The 16,972-nt window shown below is 62.5% G+C and carries 14 protein-coding genes and 1 tRNA gene; 11 read left to right on the top strand and 4 right to left on the bottom strand.

Going from position 1 to position 16,972, the window contains the following annotated elements:
- Window positions 1-112: 112 nt before the first annotated feature.
- Window positions 113-547 carry a GlcG/HbpS family heme-binding protein gene (locus H145_RS0109505; RefSeq protein WP_205619305.1) on the bottom strand — a complete coding sequence of 145 codons (435 nt, stop codon included), beginning with the start codon at window positions 545-547 and terminating at the stop codon, window positions 113-115.
- A gap of 256 nt (window positions 548-803) precedes the next feature.
- Here H145_RS0109505 and H145_RS0109500 point away from each other — a divergent pair, with 256 nt between their 5' ends.
- The 7 genes from H145_RS0109500 to H145_RS0109465 all read left to right on the top strand — a co-directional run bounded on the left by H145_RS0109500 (window position 804) and on the right by H145_RS0109465 (window position 10,393).
- Window positions 804-2,006 carry an acetate/propionate family kinase gene (locus H145_RS0109500; RefSeq protein WP_019947913.1) on the top strand — a complete coding sequence of 401 codons (1,203 nt, stop codon included), beginning with the start codon at window positions 804-806 and terminating at the stop codon, window positions 2,004-2,006.
- 226 nt (window positions 2,007-2,232) lie between these two features.
- A complete protein-coding gene (locus tag H145_RS0109495; protein ID WP_157541408.1) occupies window positions 2,233-4,281 on the top strand; it encodes a VWA domain-containing protein in 2,049 nt (682 codons plus the stop codon).
- A gap of 155 nt (window positions 4,282-4,436) precedes the next feature.
- The gene (locus tag H145_RS0109490) at window positions 4,437-4,832 is read left to right on the top strand and encodes a hypothetical protein (protein WP_019947911.1); all 396 of its coding nucleotides are present in this window, start codon (window positions 4,437-4,439) and stop codon (window positions 4,830-4,832) included.
- Between the two features lie 138 nt (window positions 4,833-4,970).
- Window positions 4,971-5,924: a pseudouridine synthase gene (locus H145_RS24475; RefSeq protein WP_019947910.1), complete on the top strand. Its 954-nt coding sequence runs from the start codon at window positions 4,971-4,973 to the stop codon at window positions 5,922-5,924.
- 235 nt (window positions 5,925-6,159) lie between these two features.
- A complete protein-coding gene (locus H145_RS20685; RefSeq protein ID WP_205619304.1) occupies window positions 6,160-6,870 on the top strand; it encodes an alpha/beta hydrolase in 711 nt (236 codons plus the stop codon).
- A 259-nt stretch (window positions 6,871-7,129) separates the two neighbouring features.
- Window positions 7,130-9,076 (top strand): molecular chaperone DnaK, encoded by a 1,947-nt coding sequence (gene dnaK, locus H145_RS0109470; RefSeq protein WP_019947907.1) that lies wholly within the window; start codon window positions 7,130-7,132, stop codon window positions 9,074-9,076.
- Between the two features lie 165 nt (window positions 9,077-9,241).
- Entirely contained in the window at window positions 9,242-10,393 is a 1,152-nt protein-coding gene (locus H145_RS0109465; RefSeq protein ID WP_019947906.1) for an FAD-dependent monooxygenase, read from the top strand.
- Between the two features lie 226 nt (window positions 10,394-10,619).
- Here H145_RS0109465 and H145_RS0109460 read toward each other — a convergent pair whose 3' ends face one another.
- Together H145_RS0109460 and H145_RS0109455 are read right to left on the bottom strand one after the other, a co-directional pair.
- A complete protein-coding gene (locus H145_RS0109460; RefSeq protein WP_019947905.1) occupies window positions 10,620-11,417 on the bottom strand; it encodes a hypothetical protein in 798 nt (265 codons plus the stop codon).
- Between the two features lie 295 nt (window positions 11,418-11,712).
- Window positions 11,713-12,375, bottom strand: coding sequence for an ABC transporter ATP-binding protein (locus H145_RS0109455; RefSeq protein WP_019947904.1), 663 nt, complete (start codon window positions 12,373-12,375; stop codon window positions 11,713-11,715).
- 133 nt (window positions 12,376-12,508) lie between these two features.
- Here H145_RS0109455 and H145_RS20680 point away from each other — a divergent pair, with 133 nt between their 5' ends.
- The 3 genes from H145_RS20680 (at window position 12,509) to H145_RS20675 (ending at window position 16,112) form a co-directional block, all read left to right on the top strand.
- On the top strand, window positions 12,509-13,648 hold the full coding sequence (locus H145_RS20680) for a glycoside hydrolase family 113 (RefSeq protein ID WP_019947903.1): 1,140 nt from the start codon (window positions 12,509-12,511) through the stop codon (window positions 13,646-13,648).
- A gap of 238 nt (window positions 13,649-13,886) precedes the next feature.
- Window positions 13,887-15,080: an ADP-forming succinate--CoA ligase subunit beta gene (sucC, locus tag H145_RS0109445; protein WP_019947902.1), complete on the top strand. Its 1,194-nt coding sequence runs from the start codon at window positions 13,887-13,889 to the stop codon at window positions 15,078-15,080.
- Between the two features lie 192 nt (window positions 15,081-15,272).
- On the top strand, window positions 15,273-16,112 hold the full coding sequence (locus H145_RS20675; protein WP_169513179.1) for a transglutaminase-like domain-containing protein: 840 nt from the start codon (window positions 15,273-15,275) through the stop codon (window positions 16,110-16,112).
- 95 nt (window positions 16,113-16,207) lie between these two features.
- On the opposite strand, the gene H145_RS20670 is transcribed toward H145_RS20675, so the two are convergent.
- On the bottom strand, window positions 16,208-16,690 hold the full coding sequence (locus H145_RS20670) for an Ohr family peroxiredoxin (RefSeq protein ID WP_019947900.1): 483 nt from the start codon (window positions 16,688-16,690) through the stop codon (window positions 16,208-16,210).
- A 150-nt stretch (window positions 16,691-16,840) separates the two neighbouring features.
- Between H145_RS20670 and H145_RS0109430 the strand changes: the two genes are divergently transcribed.
- Window positions 16,841-16,912, top strand: a tRNA-Arg gene (locus tag H145_RS0109430).
- Window positions 16,913-16,972 lie beyond the last annotated feature (60 nt).

The raw sequence follows: 16,972 nt of genomic DNA, 5'->3' as shown, positions 1-16,972 counted from the left end.
GGAAGCGGCGCCAAGCACGTAACAGGTTTTCAAAAAGCAACTACCCTCACTATACTTACCGAAGATACAGTTTCATGGAGCAGTCAGATTCAGCGCTACCCCCAAATTCTCTTTAATCCGCCAGCACCTTCAACCCCGCCTTGGCAATCCGGGCGTCCTCATTGCCGTGGGCCCCGCCGACGCCGATGCCGCCCACGACTATGCCGCTCACGACGATGGGGACGCCGCCATCCATCATCAGCACGTTTTCGTCGAGGTAGCGGATGTCTTCGGGGATGCTGCCTTCTTTAATGCCGCGGGCAATAACGGCCGTTTCGCGCTTTTGGGAGGCGGCGGTGTAGGCTTTTTTGTAGCTGGCCCGGAGCGTGTGCACGCCGGCCTGGTGGTCGCGGAGCACGGCCAGCGTCTGGCCCGAGCGGTCGACTACCGTGATGGAGACGGCGTGGCCGGCCTTCTGGGCTTCGGCGCGGGCGGCCTGCACCATGGCCAGGGCTGCCTCGGCCGTGAGGACGGGTTCGGTGGGGAGTCGGAGTTGGGCAGAGTTCATGGTGGCGGAAAGTAGCAGGGGGAGCAGGAGCAGCAGGCGTTTCATGTGCGGACGGCGGCCGGTGCGGGGCCGGGGTAGGCTACGGGGTACGCGGCGGCCGGGCAGTAGTTGCAGCAGCAGCCGGGTTGCAGACGGGCGCTATTGGCTTACTTTGCGCCTTGCGTGCGCCTCACGTCACGTGCGCCACGCAAGGCTTATACCTCACTCACCACCCAGAAAGCTAACGGCTATCAGCTGAAGGCTAACAGCTCAAATAATGTACATCTTCGTTATCAATTCGGGTAGCAGTTCGCTTAAGTACCAGCTGTTTGCCTGGCCCCAGGAGCAGCCGCGGTGCCGGGGCCTCATCGAGCGGATTGGCCAGGCCGAGGGCCAGCTTACCCATACCGCCATCGGCCCCGACGGCCAGGAACGTACCCTGACCCGCACCGAGCCCATCCCCGACCACCGCGCCGGCTTGCAGCTGGCCCTGGCGCTGCTGACGGACCCGGAACTGGGCGTCATCCAAAGTCCCGAGGAGGTGGCCGTGGTGGGGCACCGGGCGGTGCATGGGGGCGAGCAGTTTATGGCCCCCACACTGGTTACGACGGCCGTGAAGGCCAAAATCCGGGAGCTGTTTGCACTGGCTCCGCTGCACAACCCGGCCAATTTGCTGGGCATGGAGGTGGCCGAACAGCTGTTCCCGCAGGCCCGCCAGGTGGCGGTGTTCGACACGGCCTTCCACAGCACTCTGCCGCCCCAGGCCTACCGCTTCGCCCTGCCCGAACGGCTCTACACCGAGCACGGCCTGCGGGCCTACGGCTTCCACGGCACCAGCCACAAGTTTGTGTGCGACGAGGCCCGCCGCTATCTGCAGCAGCCCGAGGCCCGCGTGATAACCGTGCATCTGGGCAACGGCTGCAGCATGACGGCCACCGTAGCCGGCCGCTCGGTGGATACCAGCATGGGTTTCGGGCCGATGAACGGGCTGGTGATGGGCACCCGCGCCGGCGACACCGACCAGGCCATCATCTTCTACCTCGTCGAGCAGCTGGGCTACTCGTTGGAAGAAGTGAAAACGTTGCTCAACCGTGAAAGTGGGATGCTGGGCCTCACCGGCCACACCGATATGCGCGACATCACGCGCCAACTCGAAGCCGGTGTCGAGCGCGCCCGCCTGGCCTACGACCTCTACGCCTACCGCATCAAAAAGTACCTCGGTGCCTTCCTGGCTGCCCTCAACGGCGCTGAAGCCGTGGTGTTCACCGGCGGCGTGGGCGAAAACGACGCCCGCGTCCGAAGCCTCGCCTGCCAGCACCTGGATTTTCTGGGCATCCAACTCGATGAGGAGCAGAACCAGCGCCGCACCCCCGGCCTGCGCAACCTCTCGGCCCCCGGCGCCCGCGTGCCGGTGCTGGTCATCCCCACCAACGAGGAGCTGGAAATTGCCCGCCAGTGCGCGGCGTTGGTTAGTGGTTAGTGGAGAAAGGTCATCAGAGCGCAGCGAAGACTCTCGCGCGCTAACGCTGCAATACTGTTGCAACAACTACAGGCGAGATTCTTCGCTGCGCTCTGAATGACGTTTCATTACCAACTGCCACTCACTAATAGCTCAATCGTACCTTCGCGCAACTCTGCACCCGTACCGGGGGTTATTGGCTTTCCACTGATTACGTCGGCTCTTGCTGTTATCTGCTTCTCCTTGGTTGATTGGATTGTGCCTGCTGGTGGGCGCGGGCTACGCGGCGCTGCTCTACTCGGCCAAAGCGCCCTGGAGCCGGGCCGTCAACTATGCACTGGCGGCTGTGCGCTTTGTGGTCGTGAGCTTCCTGTGCTTTCTGCTGCTCTCGCCCTTCCTGAAATCAACCACCACGACCACCGAGCAGCCCACCGTGGTGCTGGCCCTCGACAACTCCCAGTCGGTGGCGCTGTTTACGCCGCCGGCCGTGCTGCGCCAGGCCACGGCGGGCCTCACGCGGCTGGCCGAAACGTTGCGCCAGAAGGGCTTCACCGTGGAAACCCGCACGCTCTCGGCCACCCGCGCCATCGGGCCCGATTCAGTGCAGTTTAAGGCCCCGGCCACCGACCTCGACGGGCTGCTGGCCGGCATCGGCGAAACCTTGCAGGGCCGCAACCTGGCGGGCGTGGTGCTGCTTTCCGATGGCCTCGTGAATCAGGGCCAGGCGCCCGAATTCGCTGATTACCGCTTTCCGCTCTACACCGTGGGCGTGGGCGACACCATTCCGAAGAAGGATGTGAGCGTGCCCGCGCTCAGCTACAACCGGGTGGCTTTCAGCGGCAACCAGTTTCCTATTGAAGCCGAGTTGGCCTACGACGGCTACGGCGCCGGCACCACGGCCACTGTGCAGCTGCTGGAAAACGGCCGGGTGCTGCAAACCAGGCAGGTGGCCCTGCCGGCCGGGCAGCGGCGCACCAAAACCCGCTTTCTGCTGACGGCCACCGGCACGGGCAAGCGCCGCTACGAGGTGCGGGCCGTGCCGCTGCAGGGCGAGTTCACCCTGCTCAACAACCAGAAATTTGCCTACCTCGACGTGGTGAAGGGCAAGCTGCGGGTGCTGCTGGCCGGCGCCGCCCCCCACCCCGACCTTAAGGCCCTGCGCGCCGCCATCCAGCAAAACGACAACTTCGACCTGATTACCTACCTGCCCGGCATCAGTCCGCTCAAAAACCAGGATTTCGACGTGGCCATTCTGCATCAGCTGCCGGCCCGCTCGGGCGTGGGCCAGGAGGTGCTGGCCCAGGTGGCCGCCCGCCGCGCCCCGGCCCTGTACGTGCTCGGGGCGCAGTCGAACTTTGGGGCCTACAACCGCCTGGGCACCGGCCTGACGGTGCAGCCCCGCGGCGCCCAAACCGACGATGTGACGCCCGTACCCAACCCGGCCTTCAACCGGTTTTCTTTTGAAGAGGACGCGCTGAAGCGCTTTGCCGACTACCCGCCCGCGCCGGTGCCCTTCGGTGAGGCCCGGCTCAGCGGCGGGGCCGAGGCCGCGCTGTGGCAGCGGGTGGGCCGGGTGGCCACCCGGAAGCCGCTGCTGGTGTTCGGGGGTACGCCCGCCCGGCGCCAGGCCACGCTGCTCACCGAGGGCAGCTGGCAGTGGCGCCTGCAGGAAGCCGTGGAGCACGACGACAAGCCCGAAGCTTACGACCGGCTGGTGCTACGGACGCTGCAGCTGCTCACCCAGAACGCCAACCGCAAGCGCCTCGACGTGTACCCGACCCAGGATGCGTTCAATACATCCGACGACGTAACCTTCGGGGTGGAAACCTACAACGCCATCTTCGAGCGCACGTATGGTGAGCCCGTGACGCTCACGCTCACCGACGAGCGGCAGAAAGTCCGCACCTTCAGCTTCGCCCCCACGCCCGACGGCGCGCCCGTGCATTTGGGCGAGCTGCCGGCCGGCCTCTACCACTACCAGGCCCGCGCCACGCTCGGCGGCCAGGCCCAGCAGGATGCCGGCGAAGTGCTGGTGCAGGAGCAGCAGCTCGAAGCCCTGCAAAGCCGCGCCGACCACAACCTGCTCGCCCAGCTGGCCCGCCGGAGCGGCCAGCGCCTGTACTTCCCCGCCCAAATCGACCAGCTGGCCCAGGACATCGAGAAGGCCGGTTACAAGCCCGTCATCTACGAGCAGGAAGACCTCCAGGACCTTATTAATCTTAAATGGCTGTTCTTCCTGCTGCTGGCCCTGGTTACGGCCGAATGGGCTACCCGCAAATACTCCGGCGGCGTGTGAGTTGGTTGTCAGTTGCCAGTTGCCAGTAAAAGGAACGTCATTCAGAGCATAGCGAAGAATCTCACGTGCTGACGTTGTAACGGTAACTCAACGTCAGCACGCGAGATTCTTCGCTACGCTCTGAATGACGTTCCACTCCTATAAACATCCTCCTAATGAAATACCTACCCCTCCTCGCTACCGTTCTGCTATTTACCGGCTGCAAAAAATCGCCCGAAAAACAAGCCGAGCTGGCCGTGCAGGATTTCCTGCGCAACCGGGTTTCCACGGCCCGCAACTACGCCCCCGGCAAGTTCCGGCTGGAGCCCTACACCAAGCGCGACTCGCTGCTGTACCTGGCCCAGATGGCCCAAATCAACGGCCAACCTGCCCCGCCCGCGCCCTCACCCGCCGACACGGCCCGCATCGGCATCCTGGTGCACCACGACTACCGCGACCAGACACCCGATGACATCCTCATCCGCGACAGTGGCGAGTACGTGGTGCGCCCCAACGGCGAGGTGCGCCTGCTGATTGCCGAAAGCGTCCGCAAGCGCCGGCTGGCCCAGTAACCGTACCTTTGCCGGCCCGCATTTGTCATCCTGAGCGCAGCGAAGGACCTATACAGAAGGTAACATCAAGTAATAGCCTCTGTATAGGTCCTTCGCTGCGCTCAGGATGACAGGCGGCCTCACTTATTCACCGCCCCCATGCGCTACATCCTGCTCAACAAGCCCTACGAAGTCCTCACCCAGTTTACCGACGAAACCGGCCGGCAGACGCTCAAGGATTTCGTGCAGGTACCCGGCATCTACCCCGTCGGGCGGCTCGATTACGACTCGGAGGGGCTGGTATTGCTCACCGACGACAAGCAGTTGCAACATCGGCTGTCGGAGCCGCGCTTCAAGGTGCCCAAAACCTATTGGGTGCAGGTAGAAGGCGAGCCGACGCCCGCGGCGCTGGAAAACCTGCGCCGCGGCGTGGACCTGAAAACCGGCTACACCTCGGCCGCCGAAGTGGAGATGTTGCCCAATGCGCCCGAGCTATGGGAGCGGAGCAAGCCGGTCCGTTTCCGGGCCAATATCCCGACCAGCTGGCTGCAAATCCGCATTTCGCAGGGCATGAACCGGCAGGTGCGCAAGATGACGGCCGCCGTGGGCTACCCCACCCTCCGCCTCGTGCGCGCCGCCATTGCCGATATGGACCTGGGCGAGCTGCAGCCCGGCCAGTGGCGCGAGCTGACGAACACCGAAGTGCGCCTGCTCACCGAGGACATGGCCGCTCAGACGGCCGCGGCCGGCACCTTCAAAACGCCCAAAACCTCCGAATACTGGCCCGGTGGTATCCCGCCCGGCGGCAAGAAGAGCGGTAGCAACCGCGGCGGCTTCACGGCCCCCGGCACTAGGCCTGCGGGTGCCAAAGCGCCCGGCGGCAAGCCCGGCCGGCCCGCGGGCGGAGCTAAATCGGCCAGCCCCAAACCAGCCGGCAGCCGGGCCGAGGCGCCTGGCAAATTCATCCCGAACAAGCCCGCCAGCGGTAAGCCAACTGGCAGCAAACCGGCCGGCGGCAAAACCTTCGGCCCGAAGCCGACCAGCGGTAAGCCCGGTGGCAAGCCCGGCAGCAAGCCCGGTCCGACGAGCGGCGGGCCCAAGCGGCGCGGCTGATGCCCCGGCGGCTACTCGGGCGGCGGGCGTTGTGGGCACTCGTGCTGGGCGGGGTGCTGCTGAATGCGGTGGCCTTTTTTCATGCCTGGCGCTTTACCCATTTTGTTGCGGATGACGGCCGGAAAACCGGCAGCCCCGACAGCTGACGCCGCCCCGCAAGCTGTGGCTGCTGGCCACCGGCGTACGCACGCCCAAGCCGCGTAACCACGCCCGGCCCGCGTTTCCGTACGTTACCGTGCAATTGGCTGGGCCCAACGGGCGGCTGGGAAGCTGGTACGGCGCGGTGCCCCGGGCGCGCGGCACGGTGGCGTTGTTTCATGGCTACACCAGCTCCAAAAGCCAGCTGCTGCCCGAGGCCGCCTACTTCCGAGGCCTCGGTTATAACGTTTTGCTCACCGATTTTGCGGGCAGCGGCAACTCGCAGGGCTACCGCTGCACCGTGGGCTACCGCGAAGCCGCCGATGTAGCGGCCGTATTGCGCTGGCTGCAGCGGCGCCCGGGCCCGGTATTCATCTACGCCAACTCGATGGGCGCGGTAGCCACCCTGCGGGCCGAGGCCGAGTTGGGCGTACGGCCCACCGCCAACCTGCTCGAATGCCCTTACGGCTCGATGCTGGCCACTGCCCAAAGCCGCTTCCGCTCGATGGGCGTGCCGGCCTTTCCGATGGCCAACCTGCTGGTGTTCTGGGGCGGGGCGGCCAACGGCTTCAACGCCTTCGCCCTCGACGCCACCGCTTACGCCGCCCGCACGCCCACGCCCACCCTGCTTATGTGGGGCAGCGTCGACCCGCGCGTCACCCGCGCCGAAACCGACGCCATCTTCGCCCGCCTGGCCGGCCCCAAGCAGCGGCAGGATTTCCCCGGCTCCGGCCACGAGCCGTACTGGCGGCAGCACGAGGCGCTGTGGCAGCGTACGGTGGCAGGGTTTCTGAGCGAACAGCAGTAGCGGGAGCAGTAGCGCGAAACAGATTTTCGCGCTACTGCTCCCGCTACTTTCTTCTGCCCGCCTGGCAGAAATCCTGCCCCCTATTTTCCCGTAGAAAGTCAGAGCGGCGGGAAAACCGGCCTTACCGGCCCCGAAAATGACAATCTGTCATTAGAAACGCGCATTTCCGGGGCTGGTACGTCTCTTGTAATTACCGGGGCACGAGGGTTTCGGCCCTTATTCAACTGACAATCTACTTTCTACTCATACACCTAACATCATGGGCAAAATAATCGGTATTGACCTCGGCACCACCAACTCGTGCGTGTCTGTAATGGAAGGCAACGAGCCGGTGGTAATTCCGAACAGCGAAGGCCGCCGCACGACTCCCTCTATCGTCGCGTTTCTCGACAACGGTAAGGGCGAGCGTAAGGTGGGCGACCCCGCTAAGCGCCAGGCCATCACCAACCCCAACAACACAATTCAGAGCATTAAGCGCTTCATGGGCCGCAACTTTTCGGAGGTTTCCGAAGAGGCCAAGAATGTGCCTTACGACGTAACCAGCGGCACCAACAACACGGCTACCGTGAAAATCGGCGACCGGCAGTACACGCCTCAGGAAATTTCGGCCATGGTGCTTCAGAAGATGAAGCAGACGGCTGAGGAATATCTGGGCACGACCGTAAGCGAAGCCGTTATTACGGTGCCCGCCTACTTCAACGATGCCCAGCGCCAGGCCACCAAGGAAGCCGGTGCTATTGCCGGCCTCGATGTGAAGCGCATCATCAACGAGCCTACCGCCGCCGCGCTGGCGTACGGCCTCGATAAAGACCACTCCAACCACAAAGTGGCCGTGTACGACCTCGGTGGTGGTACGTTCGATATCTCGATTCTGGAGCTCGACAACGGTGTGTTTGAGGTGCTGAGCACCAACGGCGACACTCACCTCGGCGGCGACGACTTCGACCAGGTTATCATTAACTTCCTGGCCGACCAGTTTGCCTCGGAAAACGAAGGCCTCGACCTGCGCAAGGACGCTATGGCTCTGCAGCGCCTCAAGGAAGCTGCCGAGAAAGCCAAAGTGGAGCTGTCTTCGTCGTCGGAAACCGAAATCAACCTGCCCTACATCACCGCTACGGCCTCGGGCCCCAAGCACCTGGTAGTGAAGCTGAGCCGCGCGAAGTTCGAGCAGCTGGCCGACTCGCTGTTCAAGCGCAGCATGGAGCCCGTGAAAAAGGCCCTGCAGGACGCCGGCCTGAGCACTTCGGACATCAACGACGTGATTCTGGTAGGCGGCTCGACCCGGATGCCCCGCATTCAGGAAGAGGTGGAGAAGTTCTTCGGCAAGAAGCCCAGCAAGGGCGTGAACCCCGACGAAGTGGTAGCCATCGGCGCGGCCATCCAGGGCGGCGTGCTCACCGGTGAGGTGAAGGACGTGCTCCTGCTCGACGTAACCCCGCTCAGCCTCGGCATCGAGACGATGGGTGGCGTGATGACCAAGCTCATCGAAAGCAACACCACCATTCCAACCAAGAAATCGGAGACGTTCTCGACGGCTTCTGACAACCAGCCGAGCGTAGAAATCCACGTGTTGCAGGGCGAGCGGCCGCTGGCTTCGCAGAACCGCACCATCGGTAAGTTCCACCTCGATTCCATTCCACCGTCCCCCCGCGGCGTTCCGCAGATTGAAGTAACCTTCGATATTGATGCCAACGGTATTCTGCACGTAACGGCCAAGGACAAGGGCACCGGTAAGGAGCAGAAAATCCGCATCGAAGCCTCGTCGGGCCTCTCCGACGCCGACATCGAGCGGATGCGTCAGGAAGCGCAGTCGAACGCCGAAGCCGATAAGGCCGAGCGCGAGAAAATCGAGAAGGTCAACCAAGCCGACTCCATGATTTTCCAGACCGAGAAGCAGATGACCGAGTACGGCGACAAGCTGAGCGCCGGCAACAAAACGGCCGTCGAAAACGCCCTCGCCGACCTCAAGAAGGCCCACGAGAGCAAGGACCTCGGCGCCATTGATACCGCTATGGCCGCCATCAACACGGCCTGGCAGGCGGCCTCGCAGGAGATGTACGCCCAGGGCGGCCCCGAAGGCGGCCAGCCCGGCGCGGAAGGTGGCAACCCCTTCGGCGGCGAAGGTCAGCCCGGCGGCAACGGCCAGCAGGGTGCCAACGCCGACAACGTAACCGACGTGGATTACGAGGAAGTCGAAGGCAAGTAAATCACTGATTAGCGCTGATTGAATTGATTGCGCTGATTTCTGGTAAGTTTGAAGGGCCCGGAGCAATTTGCTCCGGGCCCTTTTTTTATGCGGTTTGCAGGCTTCGACGTTAAGCCAGAAAGCGGCGCGCAGTTGCGTGGTAGTATAGGGTGCTGACTTTACGTTATGGCTGATTTTATCATCATCGGGGCGGGTATCGGCGGGCTGGCTACGGCACACGCGCTGCTGAAGCTGGGCCACGCGGTGCGGGTGTACGAGGCGGCGGCCGAGCTGCGGGCCGTGGGCGCGGGCGTGGTGCTGGGGGCCAACGCCATGCGGGCCCTGCACGAGTTGGACCTGCACGATGCCGTGGCAGTGCTGGGCGCTTCCGTGTGCCAGTTGCAGCTGCTCGACCAGCAGGGCCGGCTGCTGCAAACCGCCGACACCACCGATTTCACCCGGCGGCTGGGCTTCGAGAACATAGGCATCCACCGGGCCGACCTGCAACGGGCGCTACTGGCGGGCCTGCCGCCCGGCACCGTGCAGTTGGGCAAGGCCTTCGAGCGGTACGAAGAAACCCCGACGGGCGTGCGGGCCCACTTCGCCGACGGCTCCCAGGCCCACGCCGCTGCCCTCATTGGGGCCGATGGGCTGAACTCGCGGGTGCGGCGGCAGCTGTTGCCGGCCGCTGCACCGCGCTACGCGGGCTACACCTGCTGGCGGGCCGTGGTGGAGGCCGGGGCGCTGGGGCTGCCGGCCGGCGAGTCGGCCGAAACCTGGGGCGCGGCGGGGCGGCGGTTTGGCTACGTGCCGGTGGGCGGCGGGCGGGTGTACTGGTTTGCCTGCCTCAACAGCCCCGCGCCGCGCAGCCCGAAATACCAGGCCTACCGCGTAGCCGACCTGCAGCGCGAGTTTGCCGGTTTCCACGCGCCGGTGCCCGAGCTGCTGGCCCTCACTCACAACGATGGGCTGCTCTGGAACGACATTCTGGACCTGCCGCCCCTGCCCCACTTCGCCCGCGGCCCGGTGCTGCTACTCGGCGACGCGGCCCACGCCACCACGCCCAACATGGGCCAGGGCGCGGGCATGGCCATCGAGGATGCCGCCGTACTGGCCCGCTGCCTGCGCGCCTCCCCCACCAACGTTTGGGCTGCCTTCAACTCGTTCGAGCAGCGGCGCCGGGCCCGCACGGCCCGCATCGTGCGCACCTCCTGGCAGCTGGGCCGCGTGGGTCAGCTGGAAAGCCCCCTGCTCACCGGCATCCGCAACACCGTAATGCGCCTGCTGCCCGCCGCCGTGAGCCGCAGCCAGATGGCGTGGCTGTATGAGGAGTTGTAGCCTTGTGCAAGTAGACTAAGACTTACGCAAAAGGGGGCCGTAGGCTTGTAGCGCGAAGCTTCTGCTTCGCGTACTGTTGAACATAGTTACCTAACAGTCAGCAACGATACGCGAAGCAGAAGCTTCGCGCTACAATCGTTCTGCGTAAGTCCTATAGACTTTCGTTCAGGTACAAAAAAGCCCGGCTCCTCTGCAGGAACCGGGCTCCGGTCTTTCTACCTAACGCTTACGCGGCGGCGGCCGTCTGGCCGTTTTCGCGCTCGTCGATGGCCTTCTTGAGCTTGGCGATGGCCTGGGTGGCGCGCTCCTCATCGAGGCGGTTGATGTTGAGCAGCATCTTGGTCTTCTCGGCGCGGGTTACCACCGGGTGGTTGAGCAGGCGGATAATTTCCTCCTTCTGCGAAGCCGAAGCGTAAGCCGGGGCCGACGACTCGGCAGCGGCAGTAGGCTCGGCGGGTACGGCCTTCATGGCCACGGGCGCAACTGGGGCGGCTTGCGGAGCCGGAGCAGCGGGCGTTTCGGCCACGGTGGGCGTGTTGCCGCCGTAATCCATTTCCTCGGCCGGGGTGGGCTCGTAGCCGGCGGCGCGGATAATCCAGGCCAAAATGTTCCGGTAAGCCTTGCCGATGGCGCGGGTCTGGGCCATGCTCATGATGGCAAACTCCTGGTAGAACTTCTTGCCCTGCTCCTTGCTGGAGCACACCGCGAAGCCGGCACCCACCGTCTGGCCGCTCTTCAGATCGAAGAGGTTGACCTTGGCCTGGTACTTGATTTCCTGGTCATTGCTGACATTGATAACGTGCTCGACCACGGGCACAATGCCCAGGCGCGAGCCGGCGTACTGCCAGCCCTCCACGTTCACAAACTCCTTGCCCTGGACGTTGGTCGTGAGCTTGTTTTCCTTGATGAATTTGGCCAAATCCGTGGCCAGATGCAGCGTCTCGTCGGAGTGCGACAAATCATAGCTCTCAACTTTGGGCTTGCGGGTGGTGGGCTCTTTGGGGGCTTTCACTGCTTGGCTCATGGTGCTTTTCCGTTAGGTTCCTGTAATGACATATGGTGTGTTCGGATGTATAACCTTCGCCCGGCCTAAAAGGTGCAAAAATTCACAAGTTTTTATATAATTTTTATCACTGATATACAGTTACTTAAAAACATAATTTCCAACATGGTTAGCCACTATTCATTTTAGCTTATCAACTTCCCTGCTCCACTGCCCCTGGTTCCGGCAGCTCTATCCGTTGGCCCTGTTCGCCCACAAAAAAACGCCGGCGGATTGCCGGCGTCAGTAAAGCTATTGAAGAAGTTGGAAGTGCCTTTTAGTTAGGGCCTTCCCAGATGTAACCATCCTTCATCGTGATGGTGCGGTCGGCCATTTCGGCCAGCTGGTCGTTGTGCGTCACGATAACGAAGGTCTGGCCCAGCTCTTTGCGCAGCAGGAAGAAAATCTGATGCAGCTCCTGGGCGTTCTGCGAGTCGAGGTTGCCCGAGGGCTCATCGGCGAAGATGATTTCGGGCGAGTTGATGAGGGCGCGGGCCACGGCCGTGCGCTGCTGCTCGCCGCCGCTCATTTCCGAGGGCTTGTGGTCGGCGCGGCGCTCCAGGTTGAGCATGCCCAGCAATTCGCGGGCCCGCACCCGGGTTTCTTTTTCCGAGCGGCCCGCCAGATAGGCCGGCAGGCACACGTTTTCGAGGGCCGTGAACTCGGGCAGCAGGTTATGAAACTGGAAGATGAAGCCGATGTGACGGTTGCGAAACCGCGCCAGATCGGAGCGCCCCAGCGAGCTGACCGACTCGCCATCAAACAGCACCTCGCCCGAATCGGGATTATCCAGGGTGCCCAGAATGTGCAGCAGCGTACTTTTGCCGGCGCCCGACGAGCCCACGATGCTCACGATTTCCGACTTCTCGATGGTCAGGTCGATGCCCTTGAGCACTTCCAGCGTGTTGTAGCTTTTGCGGATGTTGATGGCTTGCAGCAAAACGAGTCGGGGAACGGGGCCAGAAAGAAGTACAGAAACAAATCTACGCAATGTCGGTCGTTGCGGTGGTATCAGGGGCCACGTTGTGGAGCGAAGCCGGCCCGGGTGTACCTTCCCGGTTCGTATGCTGCCTATGTCTCTTCCTGCCTTTTCCTTTCCGCGCTGGCTTGGCGCGCTCCTGCTGGTAGCCGTGCTGCTGGTGCTGGCCACTGCCTGGTGGACCTGGCCGCGTGCGGTGCCGGCCCCGGCGGGCCTCGGACCAGCCACCGCTTACCAGACTACTTCGCCCACTGGCCCGCCGCCCGCCGACGGCCGCATGCGGGGCGTGAGCTGGGTAGGCACCGATTCGGCTTCGATGCTCGATTTGGCGCCGCTGACCAACGCCGGCGTGACGTGGATTGCCCAGATGCCCTTCGGCTGGCAGGCGGGCGCCGCCGAACCAGCGGTGCAACTTCGCCCCAATGTAGCCAGCCGCCGCTACTGGGGCGAAAGCGACGCGGGCATCCTGCTCACAGCCCAACGCGCCAAGGAGCGCGGCATCCGCACGCTGCTCAAGCCTCATTTGTGGCTGCGCGGCCCCGGCAGCTGGTCGGGCGACATCAATATGAATTCCGAAGCCGACTGGCAAACCTGGTTCAGCAGCTACTCGGTTTTCATCCTGCACTACGCCCGGCTGGCCGAAACCGGTAAGCTCGACGCCCTGTGCATCGGCACCGAGCTGGAGCGCACTGTGGGCCACGAGGCCGAGTGGCGCAAGCTCATCAGGCAAATCCGGCAGGTGTATCACGGGCCGCTGACGTACGCGGCCAACTGGAGCGGCGAGTTCGAGCAGGTGCGCTTCTGGGACGCGCTGGACTTTATCGGCGTGCAGGCCTACTTCCCGCTCAGCCCCCAGCCCAGCCCCGATAAGGCCAGCCTGCTAGCGGCCTGGCAGGAACCACTGCGGCGCCTCGAAGCCATCCAGAAAAAATATAACAAGCCGGTCGTGTTCACCGAAGCCGGCTACAAAACCACCGCCGACGCAGCGGCCAAGCCCTGGGAATGGCCCCGGCAGACTGATATGCTTACGCCCGCCGACGAGGCCACGCAGGCCGCCTGCTACGCCGCTTTGTTCGAGACCTTCTGGCCCCGGCCCTGGTTTAAAGGCCTGTTCATCTGGAAGTGGTACCCCGGCCTGCGGCCCGACGGCCCCGCCCGCCGCCACGCCGACTTCACGCCCCAGCACAAACCCGCCGAGCAGGTGATGAGCGCGTGGTTTTTGAAGCGGGGTTGAAGGGTAACGCCTGTCATCCTGAGCGCAGCGAAGGACCTTCTTATGGCAGCACAACATCACCAACAATTAGTGCTGCCGCAGGAAGGTCCTTCGCTGCGCTCAGGATGACAGGCGTTTTCACTCTTCTTCAATTATCCGCTCAGACGCACTATTTCACTGTTTCACCACCTCACTTCTCGGCTGCCAACTCAATTCTGCCTACTTTCGCGGATAGAAATCACCCCCATAACTGACCTCTATGAACATTCACGAGTATCAGGGCAAAGACATTTTGAAGCGCTACGGCGTGCGCGTGCAGGAAGGCATCGTGGCCGATACGGCTGAGGAGGCCGTAAAAGCCGCCGAAAAGCTGACTGCCGACACCGGCACCAGCTGGTACGTTATCAAGGCCCAGATTCATGCCGGCGGCCGCGGCAAAGGAGGCGGGGTGAAACTCGCCAAAAACCTGGAGCAGGTAAAGGAAATTGCCGGCCAGATTATCGGCATGCAGCTCGTTACCAAGCAAACCGGCGCCGAAGGCCGCAAGGTGCACAAGGTGCTCGTGGCCCAGGACGTGTACTACCCCGGCGAGTCGGAAACCCAGGAGTTCTACATGAGCGTACTGCTCGACCGCGCTACTGGCCAGAACGTTATCATCTACACCACCGAGGGCGGCGTAGATATCGAGGAAGTAGCCGAGGCGCACCCCGAGAAAATCCACCGCGAGCATATCGACCCGCGCGTGGGCCTGCAGGGCTTCCAGGCCCGCAAAATTGCGTTCAACCTGGGCTTGTCGGGTGATGCCTTCAAGGAGATGGTGAAGTTCGTGACCGCCCTGTACAAGGCCTACGACGAAACCGACTCGGCCATGTTCGAAATCAACCCCGTGCTGAAAACGTCGGACAACAAGATCCTGGCCGTTGACGCCAAGGTTGACCTTGACGAAAACGCCCTCTACCGCCACAAGGACTTCGCCGCCCTGCGCGACACCAACGAAGAAGACCCCTTGGAAGTGGAAGCTTCGGCCTCGCATCTCAACTACGTGAAGCTCGACGGCAACGTGGGCTGCATGGTGAACGGCGCCGGTCTGGCCATGGCCACGATGGACATCATCAAGCTCAGCGGCGGCGAGCCGGCCAACTTCCTCGACGTAGGGGGAGGGGCCTCGGCCGAAACCGTGGAAGCCGGTTTCCGCATCATCCTGAAGGACCCCAACGTGCAGGCCATCCTGATCAACATCTTCGGCGGCATCGTGCGTTGCGACCGGGTAGCCAACGGCGTGGTGGAAGCCTACAAGAACATCGGCGACATCCGCGTGCCCATCATCGTGCGCCTGCAGGGCACCAACGCCGAAGAAGGCGCCCGCATCATCGACGAAAGCGGCCTGAAAGTGTACTCGGCCGTGCTGCTGAAAGACGCCGCCGAGCGCGTAAAGGAAGTGCTGGCAAAGTAAAACCGGCAGATTAATAGCTTACTGTTCAGCCAAGAGCCCGTCCGGATTTCCGGGCGGGCTTTTTGTTGTTGGGCCGGCCAACCCTAGCCCATAAGTCTGCGTTAAGTCGATTTCTCCTTAAATTGACCTTAACGTATGAAAATTATAATTTTACTCACAGCACTATTAATTGGAGGCCTCTTGTTTCCAGCAATGGCCCAGCCTGATGCCCCCACTGTCGATTATCTGGAAGCCTTTCCTTACCAGACCTCTCCCGATGCGGTAGCTTACCCATTTATCTTCAGTTCCCCCGATTCTGCTTACCTCACGAGGTTTCGCGAAATGTTTGGACTGGCCAGCGTAATTGCCCCGGAAAGTACCGATTTGGGCCGGGCCCGGGCCTTGTGCCGTTGGGTGTATTTTCGGCTGGAGCACGATGGCCGCCAAACGTTCGAATCAACTGATGCCTTCGATATTCTGCAGGCCGCCCAGGCCGGAGAGTCGGTGCAATGCGTGGAGTATGGGCTGGTGTTGGCAACGGCCTTTAACGCAGTGGGCATTCCGGCCCGGCCGCTATACCTGAAGGCGGCCAACGTGCAAACCAAGGCCTCGGCTGCCGGCCACGCCCTGGCCGAAGCCTGGTTGCCCGACCAAGGCAAGTGGGTAATGGTTGACGCCCAAGCCGACATCATCCCCATGCTCGGCTCCATCCCGCTCAATGCTCTGGAGCTACAACAGGCCCTGCTGGCCCGTCGGCCCGAACTGACAGCGCTGAGCTCCACTAAGTCTCCGCCCCGCTCCTACTTCCGATGGGTAAAACAGTACCTATATTATTTCGACACGACGCCCGATAATCGCTACGGGATTCGCAAATCGTTGACCGGCCTGATGTTGGTGCCTGTTGGAGCGCGTAAACCCACTATTTTTCAGCGCACTACCCGTATTCGCAATATGCGCTACACCCATTCAGCAACCACATTTTACGCCCCGCCTTCAAGAGCCCGCCCCCAGATAGCCCAAGCCGAAGCTGACCCGGCACTACTGACCTACTAGTTAGTCGCCACCTTACTTATCCACGCTTGCTAAACGCCCAACGGCCCGGAATCCAGTTTGGATTCCGGGCCGTTGGGCTTCAGTTGCAACTAAGGTTATTTCTCGCTGGCAACACCGGCGTTGTCTTCGGCTTTTACCGGAATGGCTTTGCCTTTTACGCGCAGCTCTACTTCCATATTACCCCGGGTGCCGACCGAGTAAGGGCAGATTTTGTGGGCTTCGCGCACCATTTCAACCGTTTTTTGCTCGTCGAAGGATTTCAGGTCGACATCGAGAATGGCCGAAAGACCGTAGGCTTCGCCCTCCTGGAACAGCGAGACGGAGCACTTCACTTCGGTGCCGGAGTCGAGCTTGTCGCCGGCGCGCTGGGCAATAACGAGCAGCGCCTGCTGGAAGCACGAGGAGTAACCGGCGGCGAACAGTTCTTCGGGGTTGGTGGCGCCTTTTTTGCCGCCCAGGCCTTCAGGAACCGACATTTCCATGTCGATGGTACCGGTAGCGGAGCGAACGTGTCCGCTGCGGCCGCCTACGGCAGTGGCATCGGCGGTGTAGAGAGTCTTTTTTTCAGTGCTGGCCATAAAAAGGAATAGTTGGTGAGAAAGAGGTTTGCCTAATTAACTCTCTAGCCCGCCGGAAGGTTACCTGAACAGGGTGCAGGATTTCGCATAAAATGCGGATGTGCGTTTGGCAAACGGGCTTTTTCTCTCTAGTTTTGCGGCTCCCAACCGGGTTGCGTAGTACAACGGATAGTATGGGAGCCTCCGAAGCTCTAGATCTAGGTTCGATTCCTAGCGCGACCACACCAAAGCCCTTCTGCCTTGCGCGGAGGGGCTTTTTGTTTGCTCCCGGCGGGGCGGGGC

The sequence above is a fragment of the Hymenobacter aerophilus DSM 13606 genome, from assembly GCF_000382225.1.
Taxonomy (GTDB): Bacteria; Bacteroidota; Bacteroidia; order Cytophagales; family Hymenobacteraceae; genus Hymenobacter; species Hymenobacter aerophilus.
The sequence above is the reverse complement of the archived record's forward strand: the minus strand, read 5'-3'. Positions and strand labels throughout refer to the sequence as shown.